Source organism: Brevibacillus formosus (assembly GCF_003013405.1).
Taxonomy (GTDB): domain Bacteria; phylum Bacillota; class Bacilli; order Brevibacillales; family Brevibacillaceae; genus Brevibacillus; species Brevibacillus formosus.
Genome location: NZ_PXZL01000007.1, coordinates 273,766 through 294,039 on the forward strand (window position 1 = coordinate 273,766; position 20,274 = coordinate 294,039).

General features: G+C 46.4%; 17 protein-coding genes and 1 riboswitch. Of the genes, 7 read left to right on the forward strand and 10 right to left on the reverse strand.

Annotated features, from left to right (window positions below):
- Nucleotides 1-46 precede the first annotated feature (46 nt).
- A riboswitch (purine riboswitch) is annotated at nt 47-146 on the reverse strand.
- Between the two features lie 292 nt (nt 147-438).
- Both C7R91_RS08030 and C7R91_RS08035 read left to right on the forward strand, forming a co-directional pair.
- Nucleotides 439-1,626 (forward strand): amino acid deaminase/aldolase, encoded by a 1,188-nt coding sequence (locus C7R91_RS08030; protein ID WP_047069942.1) that lies wholly within the window; start codon nt 439-441, stop codon nt 1,624-1,626.
- The gene (locus C7R91_RS08035; RefSeq protein WP_047069943.1) at nt 1,614-2,930 is read left to right on the forward strand and encodes a D-arabinono-1,4-lactone oxidase; all 1,317 of its coding nucleotides are present in this window, start codon (nt 1,614-1,616) and stop codon (nt 2,928-2,930) included. The genes C7R91_RS08030 and C7R91_RS08035 overlap by 13 nt, the downstream gene beginning before the upstream one ends.
- Before the next feature lie 76 nt (nt 2,931-3,006).
- Here the strand turns inward: C7R91_RS08035 and C7R91_RS08040 are convergent, their stop codons facing one another.
- Both C7R91_RS08040 and C7R91_RS08045 read right to left on the reverse strand, forming a co-directional pair.
- Nucleotides 3,007-4,416, reverse strand: a complete 1,410-nt coding sequence (locus C7R91_RS08040; RefSeq protein WP_047069944.1) for an amino acid permease — start codon at nt 4,414-4,416, stop codon at nt 3,007-3,009.
- Between the two features lie 72 nt (nt 4,417-4,488).
- Nucleotides 4,489-5,253 carry a dimethylarginine dimethylaminohydrolase family protein gene (locus C7R91_RS08045; protein ID WP_047069946.1) on the reverse strand — a complete coding sequence of 255 codons (765 nt, stop codon included), beginning with the start codon at nt 5,251-5,253 and terminating at the stop codon, nt 4,489-4,491.
- Nucleotides 5,254-5,604: 351 nt separating this feature from the next.
- Here C7R91_RS08045 and C7R91_RS08050 point away from each other — a divergent pair, with 351 nt between their 5' ends.
- The 3 genes from C7R91_RS08050 to C7R91_RS08060 all read left to right on the forward strand — a co-directional run bounded on the left by C7R91_RS08050 (nt 5,605) and on the right by C7R91_RS08060 (nt 8,524).
- On the forward strand, nt 5,605-6,345 hold the full coding sequence (locus C7R91_RS08050) for an IclR family transcriptional regulator (RefSeq protein ID WP_047069947.1): 741 nt from the start codon (nt 5,605-5,607) through the stop codon (nt 6,343-6,345).
- 58 nt (nt 6,346-6,403) lie between these two features.
- Nucleotides 6,404-8,041, forward strand: coding sequence for a M20/M25/M40 family metallo-hydrolase (locus C7R91_RS08055; RefSeq protein WP_047069948.1), 1,638 nt, complete (start codon nt 6,404-6,406; stop codon nt 8,039-8,041).
- Between the two features lie 93 nt (nt 8,042-8,134).
- Nucleotides 8,135-8,524, forward strand: a complete 390-nt coding sequence (locus tag C7R91_RS08060; protein ID WP_047069949.1) for an OsmC family protein — start codon at nt 8,135-8,137, stop codon at nt 8,522-8,524.
- 142 nt (nt 8,525-8,666) lie between these two features.
- Here C7R91_RS08060 and cls read toward each other — a convergent pair whose 3' ends face one another.
- Nucleotides 8,667-10,115 carry a cardiolipin synthase gene (gene cls / locus C7R91_RS08065; RefSeq protein WP_047069950.1) on the reverse strand — a complete coding sequence of 483 codons (1,449 nt, stop codon included), beginning with the start codon at nt 10,113-10,115 and terminating at the stop codon, nt 8,667-8,669.
- A gap of 82 nt (nt 10,116-10,197) precedes the next feature.
- Nucleotides 10,198-11,142: an aminopeptidase gene (locus C7R91_RS08070; RefSeq protein WP_047069951.1), complete on the reverse strand. Its 945-nt coding sequence runs from the start codon at nt 11,140-11,142 to the stop codon at nt 10,198-10,200.
- Between the two features lie 288 nt (nt 11,143-11,430).
- Between C7R91_RS08070 and C7R91_RS08075 the strand changes: the two genes are divergently transcribed.
- A complete protein-coding gene (locus C7R91_RS08075; protein WP_047069952.1) occupies nt 11,431-12,714 on the forward strand; it encodes a haloacid dehalogenase-like hydrolase in 1,284 nt (427 codons plus the stop codon).
- 40 nt (nt 12,715-12,754) lie between these two features.
- Here the strand turns inward: C7R91_RS08075 and C7R91_RS08080 are convergent, their stop codons facing one another.
- The 3 genes from C7R91_RS08080 to C7R91_RS08090 all read right to left on the reverse strand — a co-directional run bounded on the left by C7R91_RS08080 (nt 12,755) and on the right by C7R91_RS08090 (nt 15,749).
- Nucleotides 12,755-14,221, reverse strand: coding sequence for a DUF4179 domain-containing protein (locus C7R91_RS08080; RefSeq protein WP_047069953.1), 1,467 nt, complete (start codon nt 14,219-14,221; stop codon nt 12,755-12,757).
- The gene (locus tag C7R91_RS08085) at nt 14,214-14,873 is read right to left on the reverse strand and encodes an RNA polymerase sigma factor (protein WP_255322396.1); all 660 of its coding nucleotides are present in this window, start codon (nt 14,871-14,873) and stop codon (nt 14,214-14,216) included. Before C7R91_RS08085 ends, C7R91_RS08080 begins: the two co-directional genes overlap by 8 nt.
- Before the next feature lie 156 nt (nt 14,874-15,029).
- Entirely contained in the window at nt 15,030-15,749 is a 720-nt protein-coding gene (locus tag C7R91_RS08090; RefSeq protein WP_047069954.1) for a hypothetical protein, read from the reverse strand.
- Nucleotides 15,750-16,052: 303 nt separating this feature from the next.
- On the opposite strand from C7R91_RS08090, the gene C7R91_RS08095 reads away from it, so the two are divergent.
- Complete coding sequence (locus C7R91_RS08095) at nt 16,053-17,015, forward strand: hypothetical protein (RefSeq protein WP_047069956.1); 963 nt, start codon at nt 16,053-16,055, stop codon at nt 17,013-17,015.
- Nucleotides 17,016-18,337: 1,322 nt separating this feature from the next.
- On the opposite strand, the gene C7R91_RS08110 is transcribed toward C7R91_RS08095, so the two are convergent.
- The 3 genes from C7R91_RS08110 to C7R91_RS08125 form a co-directional block, all read right to left on the reverse strand.
- On the reverse strand, nt 18,338-18,838 hold the full coding sequence (locus C7R91_RS08110; RefSeq protein ID WP_047069957.1) for a hypothetical protein: 501 nt from the start codon (nt 18,836-18,838) through the stop codon (nt 18,338-18,340).
- A gap of 65 nt (nt 18,839-18,903) precedes the next feature.
- A complete protein-coding gene (locus tag C7R91_RS08115; protein WP_201781905.1) occupies nt 18,904-19,440 on the reverse strand; it encodes a hypothetical protein in 537 nt (178 codons plus the stop codon).
- Nucleotides 19,441-19,757: 317 nt separating this feature from the next.
- On the reverse strand, nt 19,758-20,159 hold the full coding sequence (locus tag C7R91_RS08125) for a DUF4309 domain-containing protein (RefSeq protein WP_236697864.1): 402 nt from the start codon (nt 20,157-20,159) through the stop codon (nt 19,758-19,760).
- Between the last annotated feature and the right edge of the window lie 115 nt (nt 20,160-20,274).

A 20,274-nucleotide genomic window follows, 5' to 3' on the forward strand; every position in this document is an offset into this window, starting at 1 on the left:
CCCTCCCCGAAAAAATGAAAAAAATTCCCGGCCGACGAATAGGGTATACCAAAACTGCCCTATTCGTAGCCGGGAATTTACGGTTCCCTGTAGAGACCCTCAAACCATATTTCTGAGGATATACGAATACAAATTACTATTTCATTCGTCAAGCCTGTGTTGTTCTTCACAACAATATGTATAGTAGCTTATAAGCTGAATCAAGTCAACCGAAAACAGTCCATTTATTCGCCTTTTAAAGTTAATTTTATTGTTAACATACCTTTACAATCAATAATTACCACAAAACACGAACATTCAAAAACGAACATTCGCGTTTTCTGTACATGACGCTCATCTGCTCAGGAAGGAATCGATTACAAATGGGTAGAATAGAGAGAATTTTAAGAAATATTTCACATGATCTTTATTTCTCTTAAAAAAGGATGAGGCCTGTACATGCGGGATTATCGCTATTATCAGTCTGCCTTTGCCGGTGTTCCCAAGCCGTTTGCTTTCGTCGATCTGGATCTGCTGGAGGAAAATGCGGAGCAAATCAGTTTGCAAAGCAATGGAAAACCCGTTCGAATCGCGAGCAAGTCGATCCGAAGCGTTGCCATTCTCAAACATATATTGCAGTTGGACGATTGCTTTCGTGGTCTCATGTGCTATTCCGCTCCTGAGGTGCTTCACCTGTGCGAGGCAGGCTTCGATGACCTGCTGCTTGGCTATCCGCTCTGGGAAAAAAGCTGGCTTTTGTCAATCGCCGCTGAGATTAAGAACGGACGCTCCATTACTTTAATGATCGACTCTCTCCCTCATGTCGAACAGCTCGAACAAATCGCCCGGGAAACAGGAACCAGACTGCCGGTCTGTCTCGATATCGACATGTCGTCTGATGTGTTGGGGCTGCATTTCGGCGTCTGGCGCTCGCCACTCCGCTCTCTCGAAGCGTCCCTCTCCCTTGCCAAGCGCGTTGCTTCCTCCGATCATCTCTACCTAGATGGTGTCATGGGGTATGAAGCTCAAATTGCTGGCGTTGGTGATCGATACCCTCGTCAATTCCTGAAAAACAGCATCATTCGTCTCCTCAAGCAATATTCCGTGAAAGAAGTGGCTGCTCGACGCGCCACACTGGTGCACGCCATTCGCGAGCTGGGCATTTCCCTCCGCTTCGTAAACGGTGGAGGAACGGGCAGCTTGCACTTGACCGGGAAAGAAGACGCCGTCACAGAGGTTACAGCAGGCTCCGGTTTTTTTTCGCCTGGGCTCTTTGACTACTTTCAAGATTTTCGGTTTCATCCTGCTGCCGGATTTGCCCTGGAGATTATCCGCAAGCCCACAGAGCGTATCTACACATGTGCCGGCGGGGGCTACATCGCCTCTGGTTCTGCTGGGCGTGACAGACTACCCAAGCCCTACTTGCCAGCGGGAGCAAAGCTGTTCCCCAACGAAGGAGCAGGTGAAGTACAGACACCGATCCACTATCAAGGCTTGGAAACGCTGGAACTGGGAGACCCGATCTTTTTTCGCCACGCCAAAGCAGGAGAGCTCTGCGAGCGTTTTACCCGGCTGTATTGCATCTCTGGCGGGAAAATCATTGAGGAAGTGACCACCTATCGGGGGGATGGATTATGCTCACTGTAAAGAAGCACGCGAATCACTGGACCAATTGGACAGGAAATGTACAAAGCCAGCCGAAGCAAGTCGCGATGCCAGAGTCCGTGGATGAGGTCGTGCAGCTTGTCCTTGCTTGCAAGAAGGCAGGTACACGGATTCGAGTCGTCGGCTCCGGTCATTCCTTCACGCGGCTGGTCCAGACAGAAGACTGCTTGCTATCCCTGGATCATCTCCAAGGAATCGTCAGTGTAAACCCTGCCGATGATACCGTTGAAGTCTGGGCAGGCACCAAGCTCAAGACACTCGGTCACCTCCTGCATCAAGCGGGCTACTCTCAAGAAAACCTCGGAGATATTAACGCCCAGTCCATTGCAGGGGCCGTCAGCACCGGGACACATGGCACAGGCATTCATTTTGGCAGCATCTCCACACAAGTCGTCGGGCTGACAGTCGTCACCGCAGCCGGGGAGGTTTTGGAAGTATCCGAGCAGGCCCGGCCGGAGCTGTTCAAAGCCATGCAAGTTTCTCTTGGTCTCTTGGGCATCATCGTACGCGTCAAGCTGCGTGTCCTCCCAGCCTACCGCCTGCGCTACCAAAGCCGTCGCATGCAGGTGGAGGAGTGCCTGTCCTCTCTGGAAACGTTTAAAACCGAGCATCGGCATTTCGAATTTTTTATCTTCCCGTATTCAGACACCGTTCAGGTGAAATTCATGAACGAGACCAGCGATCCCCCCAGCGGCAATCAACGATGGAGCTATTTGAAAAAAATGGTGGTGGAAAATGGGCTGTTTTGGCTCTTGTCGGAGAGCTGCCGATTGCGCCCTTCTCTCACCAAAAGCGTCAGCAGGCTGTCCGCCCAAAGCGTTCCCTCTGTCCATGAGAGCGGCTACAGCCATCAGCTTTTCGCCACCCCTCGCCTTGTTCGTTTTTATGAAATGGAATACTGCTTACCCGCTGAGCATATGGGTGATGCCATACGGGAGTTGCGTCAGGCGATTGAGCAGGAACGCTTTGCCGTTCATTTTCCGCTGGAATGCCGGTATGTCAAAAAGGACGACATCTGGCTCAGTCCCGCCTATGAGCGTGATAGTGCCTTCATTGCCGTCCACATGTACAAGGGCATGCCCTACGAAGATTACTTTGCCCGGATGGAGGAGATTTTCGCCCGATATGGAGGACGTCCACACTGGGGGAAAATGCACACCATGACCGCCGAGCAGCTCTATCAGGTCTATCCGCGCTTGCCCGATTTCCTCGCCATTCGCTCTGAGCTCGACCCTGACGGCTTGTTCGTAAATACGTATTTAGCCGAGCTGTTCGGAATATCCTGAAGACCATTCTTCCGCCACAAAAATGCCCCGACCACATCACTCATGGCAGGGGTATTTTTCTATGGAGCAGGAAGGCTTAGCCTTGCGTTGGGAGATTCGGTTTATGCGCCTTTTTGCGTCCATAGCGCACATAATAGAAGGTATAGAACAGTACGAGTGCACCAATTCCGTAGAAGAGTCCAATTCGCTGTGTCGGGTCAAACGCCGGGAAGATAAGAATGAACGTGCAAAGAGCCAGACACAGGAGCGGCATCACCGGGTAAAACGGTGCCACGAACTGTAAATCTTCTATTTTTCCACCCTCACGCAAGTATTGACGACGGAAATTGAATTGAGAGAGAGCAATCCCCATCCACGTGAAGGTGACCGCAATACCAGATACAGACATGAGCAGCACGTATACCGTATCCGCTGCAACCACGCTGGTTAACAGGGACAGAAGCGAGAACGCCAGCGTCGCCAAGAGTGCGTTCAAAGGTACTTTACGCTTGGTCAATTTTCCAAAAACAGGATGTGCCATATTGCTATGGGAAAGGGACCACAACAAGCGAGTGGCCGCGTACAAGCATGAGTTGCCGACAGACAACAGAGCCGTCAAGATGACGAAGTTCATGATATCCGCTGCAAAAGGAATCCCCACTGCATCAAATACCGTCACAAACGGACTTTCCAAGAGTCCCAGCTCGCTTGAGGGAAAGAGGGCGGACAAGATCGTGACTGACGCCACATAGAACACGAGAATACGAAACACAACGTTGCGAATCGCCCGCGGAATGGTCTTTTGCGGGTTTTCTGCTTCACCGGCTGCGATTCCAATCAGTTCAGAACCTTGATAAGAGAATACAACGTTCATCATCGTCACAAAGACGATCGCAATGCCAAACGGGAATAGTCCCCCATCTGCTGAAAAGTTGGAGAGAAAAGGAGCCGCTCTTCCTTCCATACTGACAATACCGAATATAGCACCTAGTCCGACAATAATAAACATAAGTACAGCCAATACTTTAATTCCGGCAAACCAGTACTCCGTTTCGGCAAACCCTTTTGTCGTCAGCGCATTGAAGGTAAAGAGCAAAACGATAAAGAGCGCGCACCAAATCCAGATCGGTGTATCCGGGAACCACCGTTGCATGACCATGCCCGCAGCAGTAAACTCTACCCCGGCCGTTGTAGCTGACCCTAGCCAATACATCCATCCCAGTGTAAACCCGCTCGCCGGACCAATATACTGGCTGGCGTAGGCTTGAAAAGAGCCTGTTACTGGCATTTTTACAGAAAGCTCTCCCAGACACGTCATGACCAGGTACAGCAAAATCCCGCCGACGATATAGGCGACAAGTGCTCCGCCAGGCCCAGCCTGATTGATCGTGAAGCCAGCGTTGAGGAAAAGCCCTGTCCCGATGACACCGCCTAACGACAGCATAAATAAGTGGCGACTTTTCATCGAACGTTGTAGCTGTGTGTCTCTTTCATTCCCAGTGTTCATATGATTCCTCTCTTTCACCTGCTTTTTAAGAGGTCTATCAGGAGTCTATAAACCAAGAGAGAACTGCCTGCGCTAGAAACGCAGGGACAGGCAGCTCAATCCTCCGTCTTGTTTCTGGAATTCAGACATTTCCAGCTCAATCACGTTGTAGCCAGCGTCAGTGATTTGCTTTTTCGTGCTCTCAAAGCCTTTTGGAATAATCACGTAGTCGTTGATATGGATGCAGTTCGCAGAGTACTCGACTTCTTTTTCCACAACCAGATGCTTGTATTGGCTAAATACTTCAGAATCAATGAACTCCCCAGCCAGAACCAGCAAGTCATTGCCAAGGTAGGCGATTCCTGTTTTCAGGTGGAAAAATTCTTTCAACGGTACAATGGTGACTTCATATCCGTATTTCGAGAGAATCTCGCGGAACTGGATGGCTCCTTCTTCATTGGTGCGTGTCGACAGACCGACATAGAAATGGTTTTCTACCTGCATGACGTCTCCACCATCGAGGAAGCCAGGGGCTTGAATATACTCAATCGTGTCATAAAAACGAGGAAGCACCAATTTCATATCCTCAATTTCACCATTGCGGCTTTCTGCACCGGGATTGGTAATGACGGCGCACTTTTCCGTGAGGACAGCTGTATCTTCCACAAACGTAGAATCCGGGTAACGCTCGTCCGCTTCCAGAACGGTTACATCCAGACCTGTCTGTTTTAGCGCTTCTACATAAGCGGCATGCTGTTTAAGAGCAAGTTCAAAATCAGGTGTACCCAAATCAGAAGTCGTCAAACCATTTACATAACTCTTTCCCGGTTTTCTTACAATCGCACGTGAAAATTTCATGATGATAGATCTCCCTTCTGTTTTCGAATCTTGCCTTTGTCTAACAGTGGGCGACGGAGAAACGAGCATGTAAACGCTTCCTCATCGGTTGCTTTTGCTTGTTCTCGCCACCACGTTGCATTCATTCTCCTCTGAGCACGAACTCAGAAATATTCCGCATTGTGGAATCACTTCTGCAATACAAAATTACACTCTTAATGTAAAATAGTTTCAAATTTTTTGTCAATGGAATTTTATCTAGTCTAAATTATATTGATTCCGCTGAAAAATTCTGATAGATTGAGGTCATATTAAGCTGGCGTGACTTTCAACGAGGGGTCACTATGCAACAAAGCCAGGAGGTAACCCACGTTGGTACAATCGATTGACCGGGCGATGAGCATCATCTCCGTCCTGGTATCAGATCCAAACAAGCAGCATTGGTCCATCTCGGAAATTGCTGAACAAACGGACCTGCCGCTGAGTACGGTACACCGTTTAATCAGCAGTCTCATCAAGCATGGACTCATCCTACAGGTTCCTGAGAGCAAGCAGTACAAGGTCGGCTATACGTGGATGGAAATCGGACTGCGCATCCTGGACAAGATGGATATGCGCGCTGTCGCCCGAACTGTTATGGAGAGATTGGCAGCAGATGTACGAGAAACAGTCTATCTGAACATTCCACAGGGCTCTCATGCCACCGTACTCGAAAGAGTGGAAGGTCCCATGTCTGTCAGAAGCATGGATAATCTGGGCGAGCGTATTCCACTGCATATCGGTGCGGCAAACAAAACGATTCTCGCCAGCATGAATCCGACCGAAGCAGAGCAAATCGTGACCGATTTAATCCCGGACGCAGAAAAACGCCGCGAGCTGTTAGAACGACTGCCAGAAATCAGACAAAACGGCTACGCAGTCAGCTACGGTGAGAAAACCGAGGGCACCGCATCCATTGCCGCTCCTATCTTCGGTGTTAATCAAAAGGTCGTAGGCGCTTTGAGTATCGGCGTGCCGAGCTATCGGATCAACGAGCAGCTCTTGTCCTCACTCATTGAACAAGCCCAACAAAGTGCCAAAGAAATTTCCCACAAAATCGGTGCCTTGTCTTAATTTTTTTGCCCACTAATCGGAAACGGTTTTCACTATACGGAAAACGGAGGCGTTTTTTATGCAAAAATGGCAAACAAAAGAGCAGCTCGTTGATCTCTTGTGCAATTTGGTAAGCATCCCAAGCATTACAGGATCAGCTGCCGAGAAGGACTTGCCTGGCTACGTCGTTGATCAGCTGCGCACCCTGCCTTATTATCAAGCCAATCCCGATCATGTGCGTGCGAATCCGACCGGAGACGGGCGTCATTTTGTCACTGCTCTGGTTAAAAAAGCAGGGGTGCGGGACACCGTCATTCTCGTCAGCCATTTTGATGTGGTCGACGTCGAGGATTACGGGGCTTGGATGAAGCATGCTTTTGATCCGAAGACCCTCACTCCTCTCTTCCAGCAAAATCAAGCAGATATGCCAGCAGACGTTCAACAGGATATCCGCACAGGCAACTGGCTGTTTGGCCGTGGCACCATGGATATGAAATGCGGACTGACACTGCACATGTCGATGATTGAGCAAGCGATTGCTGGAGAGTTCGACGGCAACATTTTGCTTCTGACAGTCCCTGACGAAGAGGTGAATTCTGTCGGGATGCGTGCAGCAGTCCCAGCGCTGTTGAAAATCGCCGAAGAGTTCGACCTGAGCTACACCACCGTACTCAACTCCGAGCCGATGTTTACCCGCTACCCAGGGGATACGAATACGTACTTGTACACAGGCTCTATCGGAAAAGTGCTGCCAGGCTTCCTCTGCTACGGCAAAGAAACACATGTCGGCGAGCCTTTTGCTGGGTTAAACGGCAATTACATGGCCTCGCAAATAACATGTGAGCTCGAGCTGAACACATCCTTTTGCGAGGTCGTTGAGGGGGAAGCATCTCCTCCACCGACGAACCTGATTCAAAAGGATCTGAAAAAAGAGTACTCTGTGCAAATTCCGCACCGTGCCGTGACGCTGTTCAACCTGTTCCTGCTGGAAAAACAAATGGAGGATGTCGTAGAACCCCTGTTGGAATCGGCAAGAAATGTCGCAGAGCGCATGAAGCAAAATTACCTCAAGCACGCGAGCCAGTTTGCCAACTTCGCGCCTTTTAGCCCGCGTGATCTGTCCATTTCCGTCATGACCTACGAAGAACTGTATGCCTATGCGAAGAAAACGTACGGGGAAGACAAACTGCGCCAGCTGGAAGCAGATGTGATCGCCAACCGCGGCGACAAGGACGACCGCGACACCACGATTGAGCTGGTGGATCAATTAGCGATTCTGTGCAAAGAACTGTCCCCGATGATGATCTTGTTCTTCGCACCACCGTTTTACCCGGCAGTCAGCTCGCGCAATCATCCTCTGATCCAACAAACGATGGAAGAGATGAAAGCATACGCGAGAGATCAGCACCAGGTCAATTTGGTCAAACAAAACTACTTTGGCGGTATCTCTGACTTAAGCTACGTCGGACTCCAATATCCTGCGGCATCCATGAAGCCATTGGTTGCGAACATGCCTTTGTGGGACAACGGCTACTCCATTCCGCTTCAGGAGCTCGAGGCTTTTGATGTACCTGTCATGAACCTCGGTCCAGTCGGACGTGACGCCCATCAATGGACAGAGCGTCTGGACGTCGACTATGCTTTCGATACATTAAAAGACATGCTGCCTCGTTGCATCCAGTCTCTCTTGCAAAATGGGAAAGCATTGAAGGAATAGCAAAGAGAAAAGGTTCCTGTACCGATAGATTACTGTCGCGCGGGAGCCTTTTTCCTTATAATGAAGAAAAACTATTTCAAGGGAGGGTTACGCATGGAATTTCAAGCGAAAGAAAATGGCTTTGTCACTCAACTGTCCTACGGTGAGCTGCACGTATCGGGTGATGAACAGTATGGCTTTCGCCCCTACCAGCTCTTGGTCTCTTCCATCGCTGTTTGCAGTGGCGGTGTTCTGCGAAAAGTATTGGACAAGATGAGAATGCCGTGCACGGATATGAAAGTAACAGCAGATGTTCAGCGGAATGAGGCAGAGGCAAATCGGGTTGAAAAAATTCACCTCCACTTCATCATTACGGGAGAAAATATGAAAGAAGAAAAAGTGCAAAAAGCCATTGAAGCCGCGAGCAAAAACTGCCCGATGGTCCAATCTGTCAAGGGAAGCATCGTCGTAACCGAGTCCTTCGAATTGGTATCTAACAAGTGACCGGGAGCAGCGCTTACCGTCAATACTTGACGGAGATGGTTGTTACGTTCGGAACCGCATAAAAAGTGAATAGGAAAGGACCTGCCAGCCCGTACTTGTTTACATAGGCTAACAGGTCCTCTTTTGCTTTCCAGTCCAGCTTTTATAAAAGCGGAGACAATAGGCGCGCCAACGATTCCAACAAGCGCAAACGCAGTGGTCGGTTCACGTACTCTCCCAATGTCATTTCCCGGCAGTCAGCCAGATCGGAGACAAACAGTTCCTCCAGCTCCTTTGCCATCTGCGAATCGTACAGAAACGCATTCGTCTCGAAATTCAGCTTGAAGCTGCGAATATCGACATTGGCCGTTCCCACAGACGACAACTGGGTATCCACCACAATGGCTTTGGCGTGCATGAAGCCTTTTTCGTAGAGGAAGCAGCGCACACCGCTCTTTAACAAATCGCCGAGATAAGAGTGAGTCGCCCAGAATACCAACAAATGATCTGGCCTTCCCGGAACCATCACCCGCACATCTACCCCGGACATTGCTGCCATTTTTAGTGCGGTCAGCATACTTTCATCCGGAACGAAATAAGGCGTCTGCAAGTAAATCTTCTTCCGTGCCTTGTAAATCATCTTTAAAAAGGCATGCTTGATTTGCTCTTTTTCCGAGTTTGGCCCGCTCGATACGATTTGAACCCCGATCGTTCCTTCAGCTTCATGAAGCTCCGGAAAATAGGCGAGTGACTCATGCATTCTTTTCGGTGCGGACAAATTCCAGTCCAGGAAAAAGCGTGCTTGCAGCATGTACACCGCTCTTCCCTCTATCAGCAAATGGGTGTCACGCCAATACCCCAGCTTCTTATCCTTACCCAAGTATTCATCCCCGATGTTGAAGCCTCCGATATAGCCAATCTTGCCATCAATAATCGTCAGCTTGCGATGATTCCTGAAGTTGACCCGAAAATTCAGGAATGGAATCTTCGCCGGGAAAAAGGAGGCGACTTCTCCCCCTGCATCTACCAGTGGACGCAGAAAGCTGGATGAGACACCAGAGGAACCTACCGCATCATAAAGCAATCGAACCTCGACGCCCTCCTGTGCCTTCTTCGTCAACAGTTTAATGAGCTGTTTCCCTAAATCATCGTCATTCAAAATATAGTAGAGCAAATGTATATGCTCGCGTGCTTCCTCCATCTGTTTGAACATGAGCTTGAACAGACTATGGCCTTCCTTAAAAACCTGAATGGTATTATCCTGCGTATAATACGCTCCATCACTTACCACGTTCATGAAAATCATGTCGCGGTGTCTCTCCATCTCAGGGTCGTTCACTTGTAGTTCACCATGGGCAAGCAGCTGCTTTTGTCTATCAACCGCAGCTCGAAAATGGGAAAACTCCCCTTCCTTGAGCCGATACAGCTTTTTCTTGCTGAGCTTATGTCCAAAAATCAGGTAAATAATAAACCCGATGCCCGGCAAAAACAGCAAAACCATCAACCAGGCCCAGGTTGCCGCAATGTTTCGCCTCTCCATGAAAATAAGAACGGCAGCCAAAATCAGGTTACCTATTGTTACTATCGCAAATACCTTTTCAGACAATGCCATTACACCACATCCACCTCTAGGATGCCTCCCCTATTGCAACATTTTCAACTGGGATTCATCCTTCCTATCCATCTAGTTTATCCTATGTTGCCAATAGTTTTCCGTTCTTCATGATACATTTGTCGTCCAAATATACATCCGGCTCTTTGACAACCAGATCGATATGTACCCCCGCGACAATCGTCCCGCCAAACGTGTTGTTGCTGCCAAAGGCTACGTGAATCGTTCCGTACACCTTCTCGTCCTCCAGCACAACTCCCGTAATACGCGCCTTGTCATTCGTTCCGATTCCGAATTCACCCAGCATCCGCCCGTCTTGGTCCCCAAGCATTTGCAGGAGGCGTTCAGCCGATGTTCCTTCTGCTTCTGTGATCCGACCATTTTGGACCGTCAGCAGCAAGGGCGAATCAATTTTTCCAATACCAGCGATAGAACCATCGACCAGGATTTGTCCTTCTGCTGTCCCTTCCAGTGGAGCGATATACGCTTCCCCGGAAGGCAAGTTGCCCGATTCTCCAGGATTGACGTACATGCCAGTACTCGGCACCCCATTGCGATCTGCGATGGAAAACGTCAGTGACTTGCCCGCTTTTTCGATTCGCACGGTACTTGCTCGGGTCAGCATCTCGGTCACGCGCTCGGTGAGTGCCTTTACTTGTGTATAGTCAGCGGAAATCGCTCCTGCAAGGAACATGTCTTCCGTAATAGCTGGCATGGTAGCCAGTCTCGTCCCATTTGCTGCTGCTTCTTTGCGTGCTTTTGTATGCGTCAAGGAGTGCTGGGTCACACATACCACCACATCTGCGCTCTTCATCGCCGCTGCAACAGCTGCGGGAGGCTCTTGACCAGACTTTTCCCGCTCCTGCATGACCATCAGCATTGCTTCTGCCCCGAGCTGTTTTCCTGCTTCCCAGAGTGCCTCCCCGATGTCCCGCTTCCGTTCGTCGGCCACCACCAAAAATGTCTCATTCGCTTGCAATGCCAAGCAATTCATCAAAATGGCTTTGCTGGATTCTATCAATGTCATGCCGCATCATCCTTCTCATCTATTTATGCTTAGATTATATCCACTTTTTTCTTGCAAACTCTTCTGTCTTCGCTAGATCGAATCGTTAGTCCTGCCCTTATCCTGTTTATCGGAATCTTCTTGCTTTTACTGTTAAATTTAGTATGATTAGAATACAAATGAAAACGCTTAAGACAATGAGGTCTTCTACCCGCGCTTTATCAATAGGCGTGGGGAAGGCCTTTTTCTTTTGAAAAAATGATAGCGTTTTCATTTGGGGGATCGAGAAAAAAGAAGGGGATGACAACCATGTCACACAGAAAAGCACAACCCAAAACGTGGTGGCTGACCATGCTGATGATCGTCGCTCTGCTCGCGATGCAGATGCCAGCTTTGGCCAAGGACACCAACGTGCAGATGCTCGACAAAGGGAAATGGGCACCTGCGACTTATCAAGCCGTCCACGAATTGATTGAGAAAAACGGCATCAAGAGTGCCTCCTACAACGCCAAAAAGAAGCCGTATGCCGTTTTTGACTGGGACAATACGAGCATCATGCATGACACAGAGGAAGCGCTGTTTGTCTATCAGATCAACCATTTGGCTTACAAGCTCACACCAGAAGAATTCGGGAAGGTCATTCGCACGAATGTACCAGAGGGACCGTTTTCCGATTCGTATAAAAATGTCGACGGCAAGCCTGTCACACTCGATGCCATCGCGACTGATCTCGTAGCCGACTACACGTACTTATATCAAAATTATCAAGGTCTTAAAGGAACGAAGTCGCTGGAGGAAGTAACAGCAACAGAGCAATTCGCAGATTTCAAAGCCAAACTGTTTTTCTTGTATGAAGCGATCAACGATACGCACAGCAACACGATTGGCTATCCATGGGTCCTCTACCTCTTCACGAACATGACAGTGAAAGAAGTGCAACAGTTGGCAGAAGCATCCAATGATCTGGGCCTGGGCATGGCGATTGAAAAAGTAACCTGGACGAGCCCGAAATCGTTGGCAGGCAAAGCGGGCGTGGTGAAAGCCTCCCATACAACAGGCCTGCGCCTCACTTCCGAAGTCGCAAACCTGATGAACACGCTGCGTGCTAATGGCATCGACGTGTATGTCGTGAGTGCTTCCTTGGAGGATGTTGTTCGTGTTTTCGCTACACTCCCGAAATATGGCTACAATCTCCCTTCGGAGAACATCATCGGTATGCGTCTGAAAACAGAAGACGGACGGATCACGAATGTGTACCAGCCTGACTACCCAATCACAGTAGCCCACGGCAAGACGGAAGTGATCCAGGATGTATTGGTAAAAAAGTATGGTCATGGTCCTATCTTCATCGCGGGCGATAGCAACGGTGATTTCGAGATGATGACTGAACTCGACAGCGTACAGCTCGTGCTCGTCGTGAACCGCGTCAAGGGCGGCAAAATTGGGCAGCAAATTACCAAAGGTGCTGAGCAGATGGGCAAAGCAAACCCGACGGTAGTCCTGCAAGGACGTGACGAGAACACAGGTATGTGGATTCCGAGCGAAGCGACAATCCGACTTGGGCAGAAAGAGCCGCAGTTGGTCGCGAAATAACGTAGAAAAAACCGCCCTTGTACCGGGGCGGTTTTCTTCTTTATTGATTGGTAACTGGAATTCTCCACTCTAGCGGATATTTTTTCTGAACAGCATCTAGTCGTAGGGTGAGCCTCTCCGGGAGCTTGGTTATTTCTCCTCCTTCCCAATGTCTGCTGTCCTCCAGCCGAATTTTGTACGTTGCTCGCTCGCGTCCTGACTGATCAACGGGTCCCTTGGATTGATGACCCATTTTAGCCCGGTAGGTTGTCCCCTGCTCATCTTGAAGTACCCACCAAGGCAAATAAATCCTCGTAATATCTTTGGATTGTACTTCGATTTCCATTTCCATTTGCTGTTTTTCCGAATCATCATCTTTTGCCAGCTTAATGCTTTTCAACGTAAAGATATCTTCTCCTACTTGTTTGATCACTGGCTTCTTGTTCAATTCATCCGGATGGAAGGTGACACTCATATCGTACGGGATCGCTTTATGGAGGCTATTTATGACCAGTGTCGCTGCTTTGCCTTTTTGCAACGGATCGTCGTCATTGATCCAACGGAAATGCCCATAGCGATCAATGGAATAAGAATTATATATGATTCTTTCCTTCCCCTTGCTGCCATCTGCTCCCTCGTAGTAATATCCCAGCCTATATTGCTGATACGGAAGAAATGGAGCGTAATCCGGGTTCGTCGTCTTTCCGGTTAGCTTTTTTGCTTCTTGTTCCAGTTGTTTTTTGGCCGCCTCTGTCCATTGTGTTTCCAGCTCAATTCGGGTGGCCGTTGGCGTGTTGACGATCTGGTGCAGGGTCATCTTCAATCCATGCTTCGTCACTTGCGTTTGATTGACAGGCAACACAGTGGTTGCGGCTGTTGTTTTTGCCATCGTGATCGGAACTTGCAGCTTCCAGTTTCCTTTTCTATCACCGATTTCATCAAAATGTATCGACAATGTTTTCGGAAGGGGCTCCTGTCCTTTTTTCCCGAGGATAAACCGGACGAATCCGACATTATCTTCAAAGGCTGTTCCCCACTCGTCAGACATGACATTCCCTTTGGCATCCAGCAATTCAACGGCATTAAATTGAGAGTTACTTGCTGTCTTCCATTCAGGATCGAGCTGCTGGCCATCCGACTGTTTTATCATTAAAGCAACCATTACCTGCACCGGATCAGCAATGATTTCCTTCACCTCCAAGGTAATCCCCTGATCGGTAACAGAAAGATTCGATGTTTCGGAGAAGCCTTGTCTCGCCGCCTGTTGCAGTCCTTCGTCATTGAACACACCTTGTGCAAAGATCGATTTGACATAGGCCGCAAACGTTGGGGACACTTGTATGCTTCCGAGCAGCCCGAGTACGACAGCGGAAACGATGCCGATGGAAGCCCATTTTTTGTTACGGTAAAATGGACGCCTTCTCACCTGCAACGCGTTATTCTGGCATGGCATTTGAAAACTCGGTATCTCGACAGCTCCCGCTACTTTCCTAAGCGTCTCTTGGATTTGCCTCTCCTCGTTAGTCATGCGTCATTGCCCCTTCCCGCAAAAAATCAGATGAAATGCAACCCTTGTCCAATTGTTGTGCAATTAGCTTCCTCGCCTTATGCATGCGCGATTTGACCGTCCCCTCAAAGGAGCCCGTAATTTTGGCGATCTCCGACACGCTGAAGCCCTCGTAATAGTAAAGAATAATGACCGCGCGATGCTCCGCCTTCATGCTGCGAATCGCCTGCCATATTTGCCGCTGCTCCTCTCGCTGGATCACGTTGTCCAACGGCGTCAGCGCTTCTTCCGGAATCATCTCCTCATACTCCACCACAGGCTTCTGCTTGCGTACCAGATTCAGAGCCCGAAACGTAATGATCCGGTATAGCCAATTGCGAAACGCCACTCCCCGTTTTTTATCGAGTCGGTCTATGTGCTGATACGCTTCGATGAGCCCTTCCTGAACGGCGTCCTGCGCCAGATGCTTATCATGAATAATCAGATACGCTGTCCGGTATGCCATCGCCAGATAGGGCTTGACCAATTGTTCGAAAGCTTCAGGCTCGTTCTCTTGGCATTTGGCAATCAACTCCCACTCATCCACAGCGTTCCCTCCCTTCGTTTTCTCTACTGTATATTCACGAGAACGCGGAGTTTGGTTCACGTTACTTAGGAGAAAAATATGAAACATGGAAAAACCCGTCCCCTTAACAAAAAGTATGCTCCGCTATGCCATTACAACGAAAATAGGGAGCACCTTGGCTCCCGGCTTCCTTTGTAATTATCCGTTATCTTCTTTTTCTATCTACTTCGTAATGATCTTGCGGTTGAGAGAACCTTTGGGGGGCTAATTGGGAGAGGATGCAATGAGTTGTTCAACTTCGTTTCTAAGTTCAGAAATATCCTGCCCTGAATAACTTTCCTGAAGGAAATAAAGATCACCATGCTGATCTATTGTCTCTGGAGAAACTTGTGAAACCAGAGTGTTCTCGCTATTGATTTTTATCTTTCCTTGAACGGACCCTACTATGTTATAGACGTCATCATCATCTTCTGTTAAGAAAACAAAATATTTATTTCCTTCTTTCATAGGAATACTTCCTTCAAGCCCTATCATTATTATTCCAGGATCACCAAGATCATCATTCAATTCAGATCCTGGCTTTCCTGAGAAATATTTGGCCACCTCTCTTTCATCGAATTCCCCTCCAGTTTCCAGTACAGATACTGTCTCATCTATCTCTACATCACCTTTATAGACTTTCGTTAATCTTAATTCAGAGACTGTATATACATCTAGTCTTTCATAATTAGGGTTATTTTTTTTAGAAATAACTTCAGCTTCGGCAATGATATCTGCATTTTCAGCGAGACCCTTCACGCTATTAAAGGTCTCCCTAAACCATACTTCACCCGAAACAATTTTATAATCTGTATCACTGGAATAAAGAAAACTCTGTTTTTTCAAGTCACCTATATAGTAAACAGCAAGTCCTGCAATTGTTATAAAACCAATAGTAGCCAGTGCTATTTTTTTCGTAGATTTAAAATTATTAATGCTAATCATTAGCATTCTCCTTTCTACAAAATGATAGATAGAATAGTTTGAACCCATCTAAGTTACTAAAGCGATTGATCAGTAGTAGAGGTTCGTTAGTCAGTCTACCGAAAGAATAGCGTATTTCCTTTTGAGGAGGTAGCAAATTCCTTCGCTTGATGGGCATGGGGTCTGCTCACGATGCAAAAAAATAAAATATGAACCGAACCTTTTTCCGCTAAAGAGGCAATATAGTGTGTAAGCTGCTTATTCAAAGAACAAATAGAACAATCCGATTCACATTATTTACAACAAAAAAGGAGCGAAGTAATTATGAAAAAACGATTAATTGGTGGAATTGTTGCTACTGCGATTTTGATTCCAGTTGCAGCATTTGCGGCTTCTGGCGTGATTGACATGCCTACAAGAACACCGATGACTTCTGAACAAGTCAAGGTGGATGAGGTTGGCAAATCAACGCTTGAGAAGCTGTATCTCGCATATCCTGAAACAAAATCGTTTGAGATTATCGATGCAAGCAACGTTCAAGGTGATGTATCCAAAGGGAACAATGTAATCAACGTGAAGCAAACAAGTATCGTACTACAGGAAAAAGGAGGAACCGGCAAAAAGATTACCCTCCATACAAACGGTAGTACGGATGAGATTGAACACGTGATTCAAGAGAATTGGGAGCCTAAGGAGAAGTCACTCATTACTTTAACCGATCAGGAAATCAAGGCGAAGGTAAATGATCTTATTGATAAAATGTATGGCAACGTCGAAACGTACCAGGTTGCTATCGAGCAAATGGAGAATCCAAATCAAAAAACATGGATGTTGAATTACACCAATGAGATGTTCGATAAACCGGTCTTCCAGGTTTTTGTTCAGGACAATACTATTAGCCTTACTAAGATCGTAGGTATTCCTACAGCTGATACACCTTCTGATACACCTTCAAACATTAAAGTAGAAGGCCTATTCTCTAGAAATGGTAAGCCTGATTATAGTGCTGACAACTTTTTAAACGATGAAAAACTGTTTGCTTTACTAAAAATCAGCCCGACAGAATTAAAACAAGAATTAGCAAAAGGTAAAACTGTTGTGGAGATTGCAGCATCTAAAAATGTCACGAAACAACAAGTGATTGATGTGATTGCAGAAACACAGGCTAGAGGACAACTTCAAAGTGATGGAGTACCGATCACCGAGCAATCATTGAAAGAAATGATGAAAGCAGTTGAACCAAAAGTCGTACACATAATTGAACACAAAACGGAAACGGAATGGTAGAAAAACAGAGTCAACTGGGGTACACAAGTAAAAGAGAAGAGGCGGGAGAACCGTCTCTTTTTTTATGGACTAATTTTCAGAATTCAGGCCACAATAAGCCAGATAGTCTAGCTTATTGGACTCGAAGGGTAACATACTTTACTGGTCTTTCTTTTGAATCAAACGTAAATCTTAGTAGGTTTCCATTGTTTTCATATTCCAATATAAACGTATGATCACCTGAGTCATCCATAAACTCTCTAGAGGGTTCTCCTAAGTTTTTTTTGATTTCCTCAGGTTTTCCAGTCATTCCAACAGTCTTTGGTTCGGCGTTTATTAGGAACTTGTTGGCAAGGCGATGTCCAGCATACGCTCTATTTGCCGAATTCCGAAAAACCAGGTAAGAAAAAGATGGCATACCTCGTCGTGTTCATCGACGACTATTCTCGCTACATCGTACCTGGGCAGTTTTACCTTGAAGAGCGTGTCCCAAGATTAGAAGACTGCTTAAAGAAAGCGATCCTCAAATGATTTATGTCGACAATGGAGCAATCATCCATTTTGCACGCATTTGTGCTCGCCTTGGTATGCTACTTAAGCATGCGAAACCGGGTCGGCCGCAAGGGCGAGGAAAGCAAGAGAAGATTTTTCGTTTTGTTGACCAGAGTTTTGTTCCAGAAGCCTATGACCTTATCGAACAGGGAAAAATTCAGACCTTGTAGGATTTGAACCGTTTTTTTACTGCATGGTTGGAAGTCGCTTACCATCAAAAAGTGCATAACAGTTTCAAACAGCGTCCGGCAGATCGTTACCATAACGCAACGGATGAACGTCCGTTTTCACTTGAGTGGATTAGAAGTTCAGGAAACAAGAGACTATATTGAGCACCAGTTTGCCGTGGTAGGCAGCGAGCATCCCGTGTTCACCACAGAAGCAATGGACGAGATCCATGCCCATACAAGAGGAATTTCGAGAAAAATAAACAAAGTATGTACAGCTTGTTTGCTCGATGCCGTCGCGACGAAATAAATTGGTGGATGCCATGAACGTGTCTCAGATTTTAACGGAGTTTAAAGACTAAGGTATGGTTGAAGTACGGTACAATTCCACCAAAGAACGTTGAGTGGCAAGTAAGACACCCTATTTCTTGCTTAAAATAAAAGGGGAACATAAAAACATTTCTTTCTTAAATCATTCTAAAAACCTTTCAGTCTGATTACCTTGATCGCCTTATTATTCTGCTTTTGCCATTACATTGGTAGTATAAACTGATTTGTTATAGCCCAACATGAATACGAATTAATGAACACTTTCCTTAAATGCTTTTATTCAAGATTTATAAATCAATAGGGCGCTCTTTCAACTTTGTACCACTCAGTTTTGCCCAATAAGGATATTAATTTGTCTCCATCTTCTTGTTTGTAGGAATCAAAATTAAAATGAGGAGTTATGTTGAATGGTTTGATGTAGTAACCCCCCTCTTTGGTTGCGGCGTACATTATATATTTGGCCTCTGCCGCACCTTCCTTCGTTCCATATTCAAACTGCAATATAGACAGGGAAGCAATGGTTCCTTCAAAGTCGCTTATTACCCCTTCATGTATCCAATTCAGGATTTTGTTTAAGTCCGGATCTTCGAAGTACACAGCAATTAGTTCTGGTTGAGCTTTTATCGAGTCTTCACGATAGAGTTGTACCCATATTTCTTTTAGTTGTTCTTTTGGAAAAATAGATTTCAAATTTGTTTCGCTCATCGGGGCATCAGTACGTTCGGAGCACCCCATGATCAACACCAAAAAAGAGATCACCCCAAAAAATAAGGTTATATATCGAGCATGAATCATATCTTACCCTCCTCTATGTGCGGAAGCAACCTTCACTCTTTAATGAAGGTTGCTTCCCAATCTTGTTATGTCCAATCTGTTCCCCAATATCCCTTAAATATTTGATAGAACAAATAGTTACCTCCACCGATTGTTGGGAGCAGATTAATGTCCAAAGCATGAGGTGTATATTTGTACAACGCCCAAGTTCCCCAGTTCTTTGTCCAGATGTAGTTTTTGTAGGTTACACCGTTTGAAGTAACAGTTTTGTTATAATTGATACCACTAAACATGGCGGGTTGAGTAACAGGTGCTTGCGCCCAGAGGTCCTTGAACAGTTTTGTACCTTTGTCGATTTGAACATCAAAGCCGCTTGTGCCGTTGATATCACCACTGTCTGTTGCGCCATATCCCATAGCGTAATAGAAGCGACGGGATGAGTAGCTCACGATACCGGGTGCGGCACTAACCAAACTAGACTCTTTTTGCAAGGCGGCAATGATGACTTTTGGATTCATAAAGTGGGTTGTAGCTGCTGTGGCAATTGCTTTCGAAGGGACAATTGTTCTACCTGTGTTATAAACATTACCACTAGCATTCACAAATGGAGTCATGTTTTTCATTTATTATTTGCAAGTTCCCATCCCGCTCTGTTCGACTTCCTCGGATCTTACGGATACTGCCGTCAAACGAATTACTCATGTCTACACACCCTTTCAATAAAAGCATGGACTGCCACCTAGATGACAGTCCGTTTTTACGTTTATTTTCGGTAATTAGGGTCATTATCGTAATCTGGCTTATTGGACTCGAAGGGTAACATACTTTACTGGACTTTCTTTTGAATCAAACGTAAATCTTAGTAGGTTTCCATTGTTTTCATATTCCAATATAAACGTATGATCACCTGAGTCATCCACAAACTCTCTAGAGGGTTCTCCTAATTTTTTTTGATTTCCTCAGGTTTTCCAGTTATTCCAACAGTCTTTGGTTCGGCATTCATTAGGACGACTTTACTCGTATCCTTTACTTCATCAATTGAATTAGCATAGTCTTCGAATTGTAAATCAAAACCCTCATAATATACTGTGAATCCATACTCAGAATATCCGCTCTTGACAGGGTTTCCGATTTTATCCAGAACCTCTTTCTTTGTTGCTCCAATGCCAGTTAAGACACCTTCTAATTGCCCATTTTTTACTTTCTCCAAAGTGTCCGATTGAGCAGAAGTAACAGTAATATCTTCAGTTTTTTCAGATATATTGGAGCAGCCAAATAAAGTTATTGTGCTAAGAACTACAACGAGCAAAGCATTACGATATATTTTAGGCAGATCAACCACGCTCCTCATAAAGCCTAATTTACCTTAATTTGCGCAAAATTCAATATACATACTAAATAAATTTGTCAGTGGTAGGATCAACGATTGATTACGATTAGAAATGCAATAGGAACTA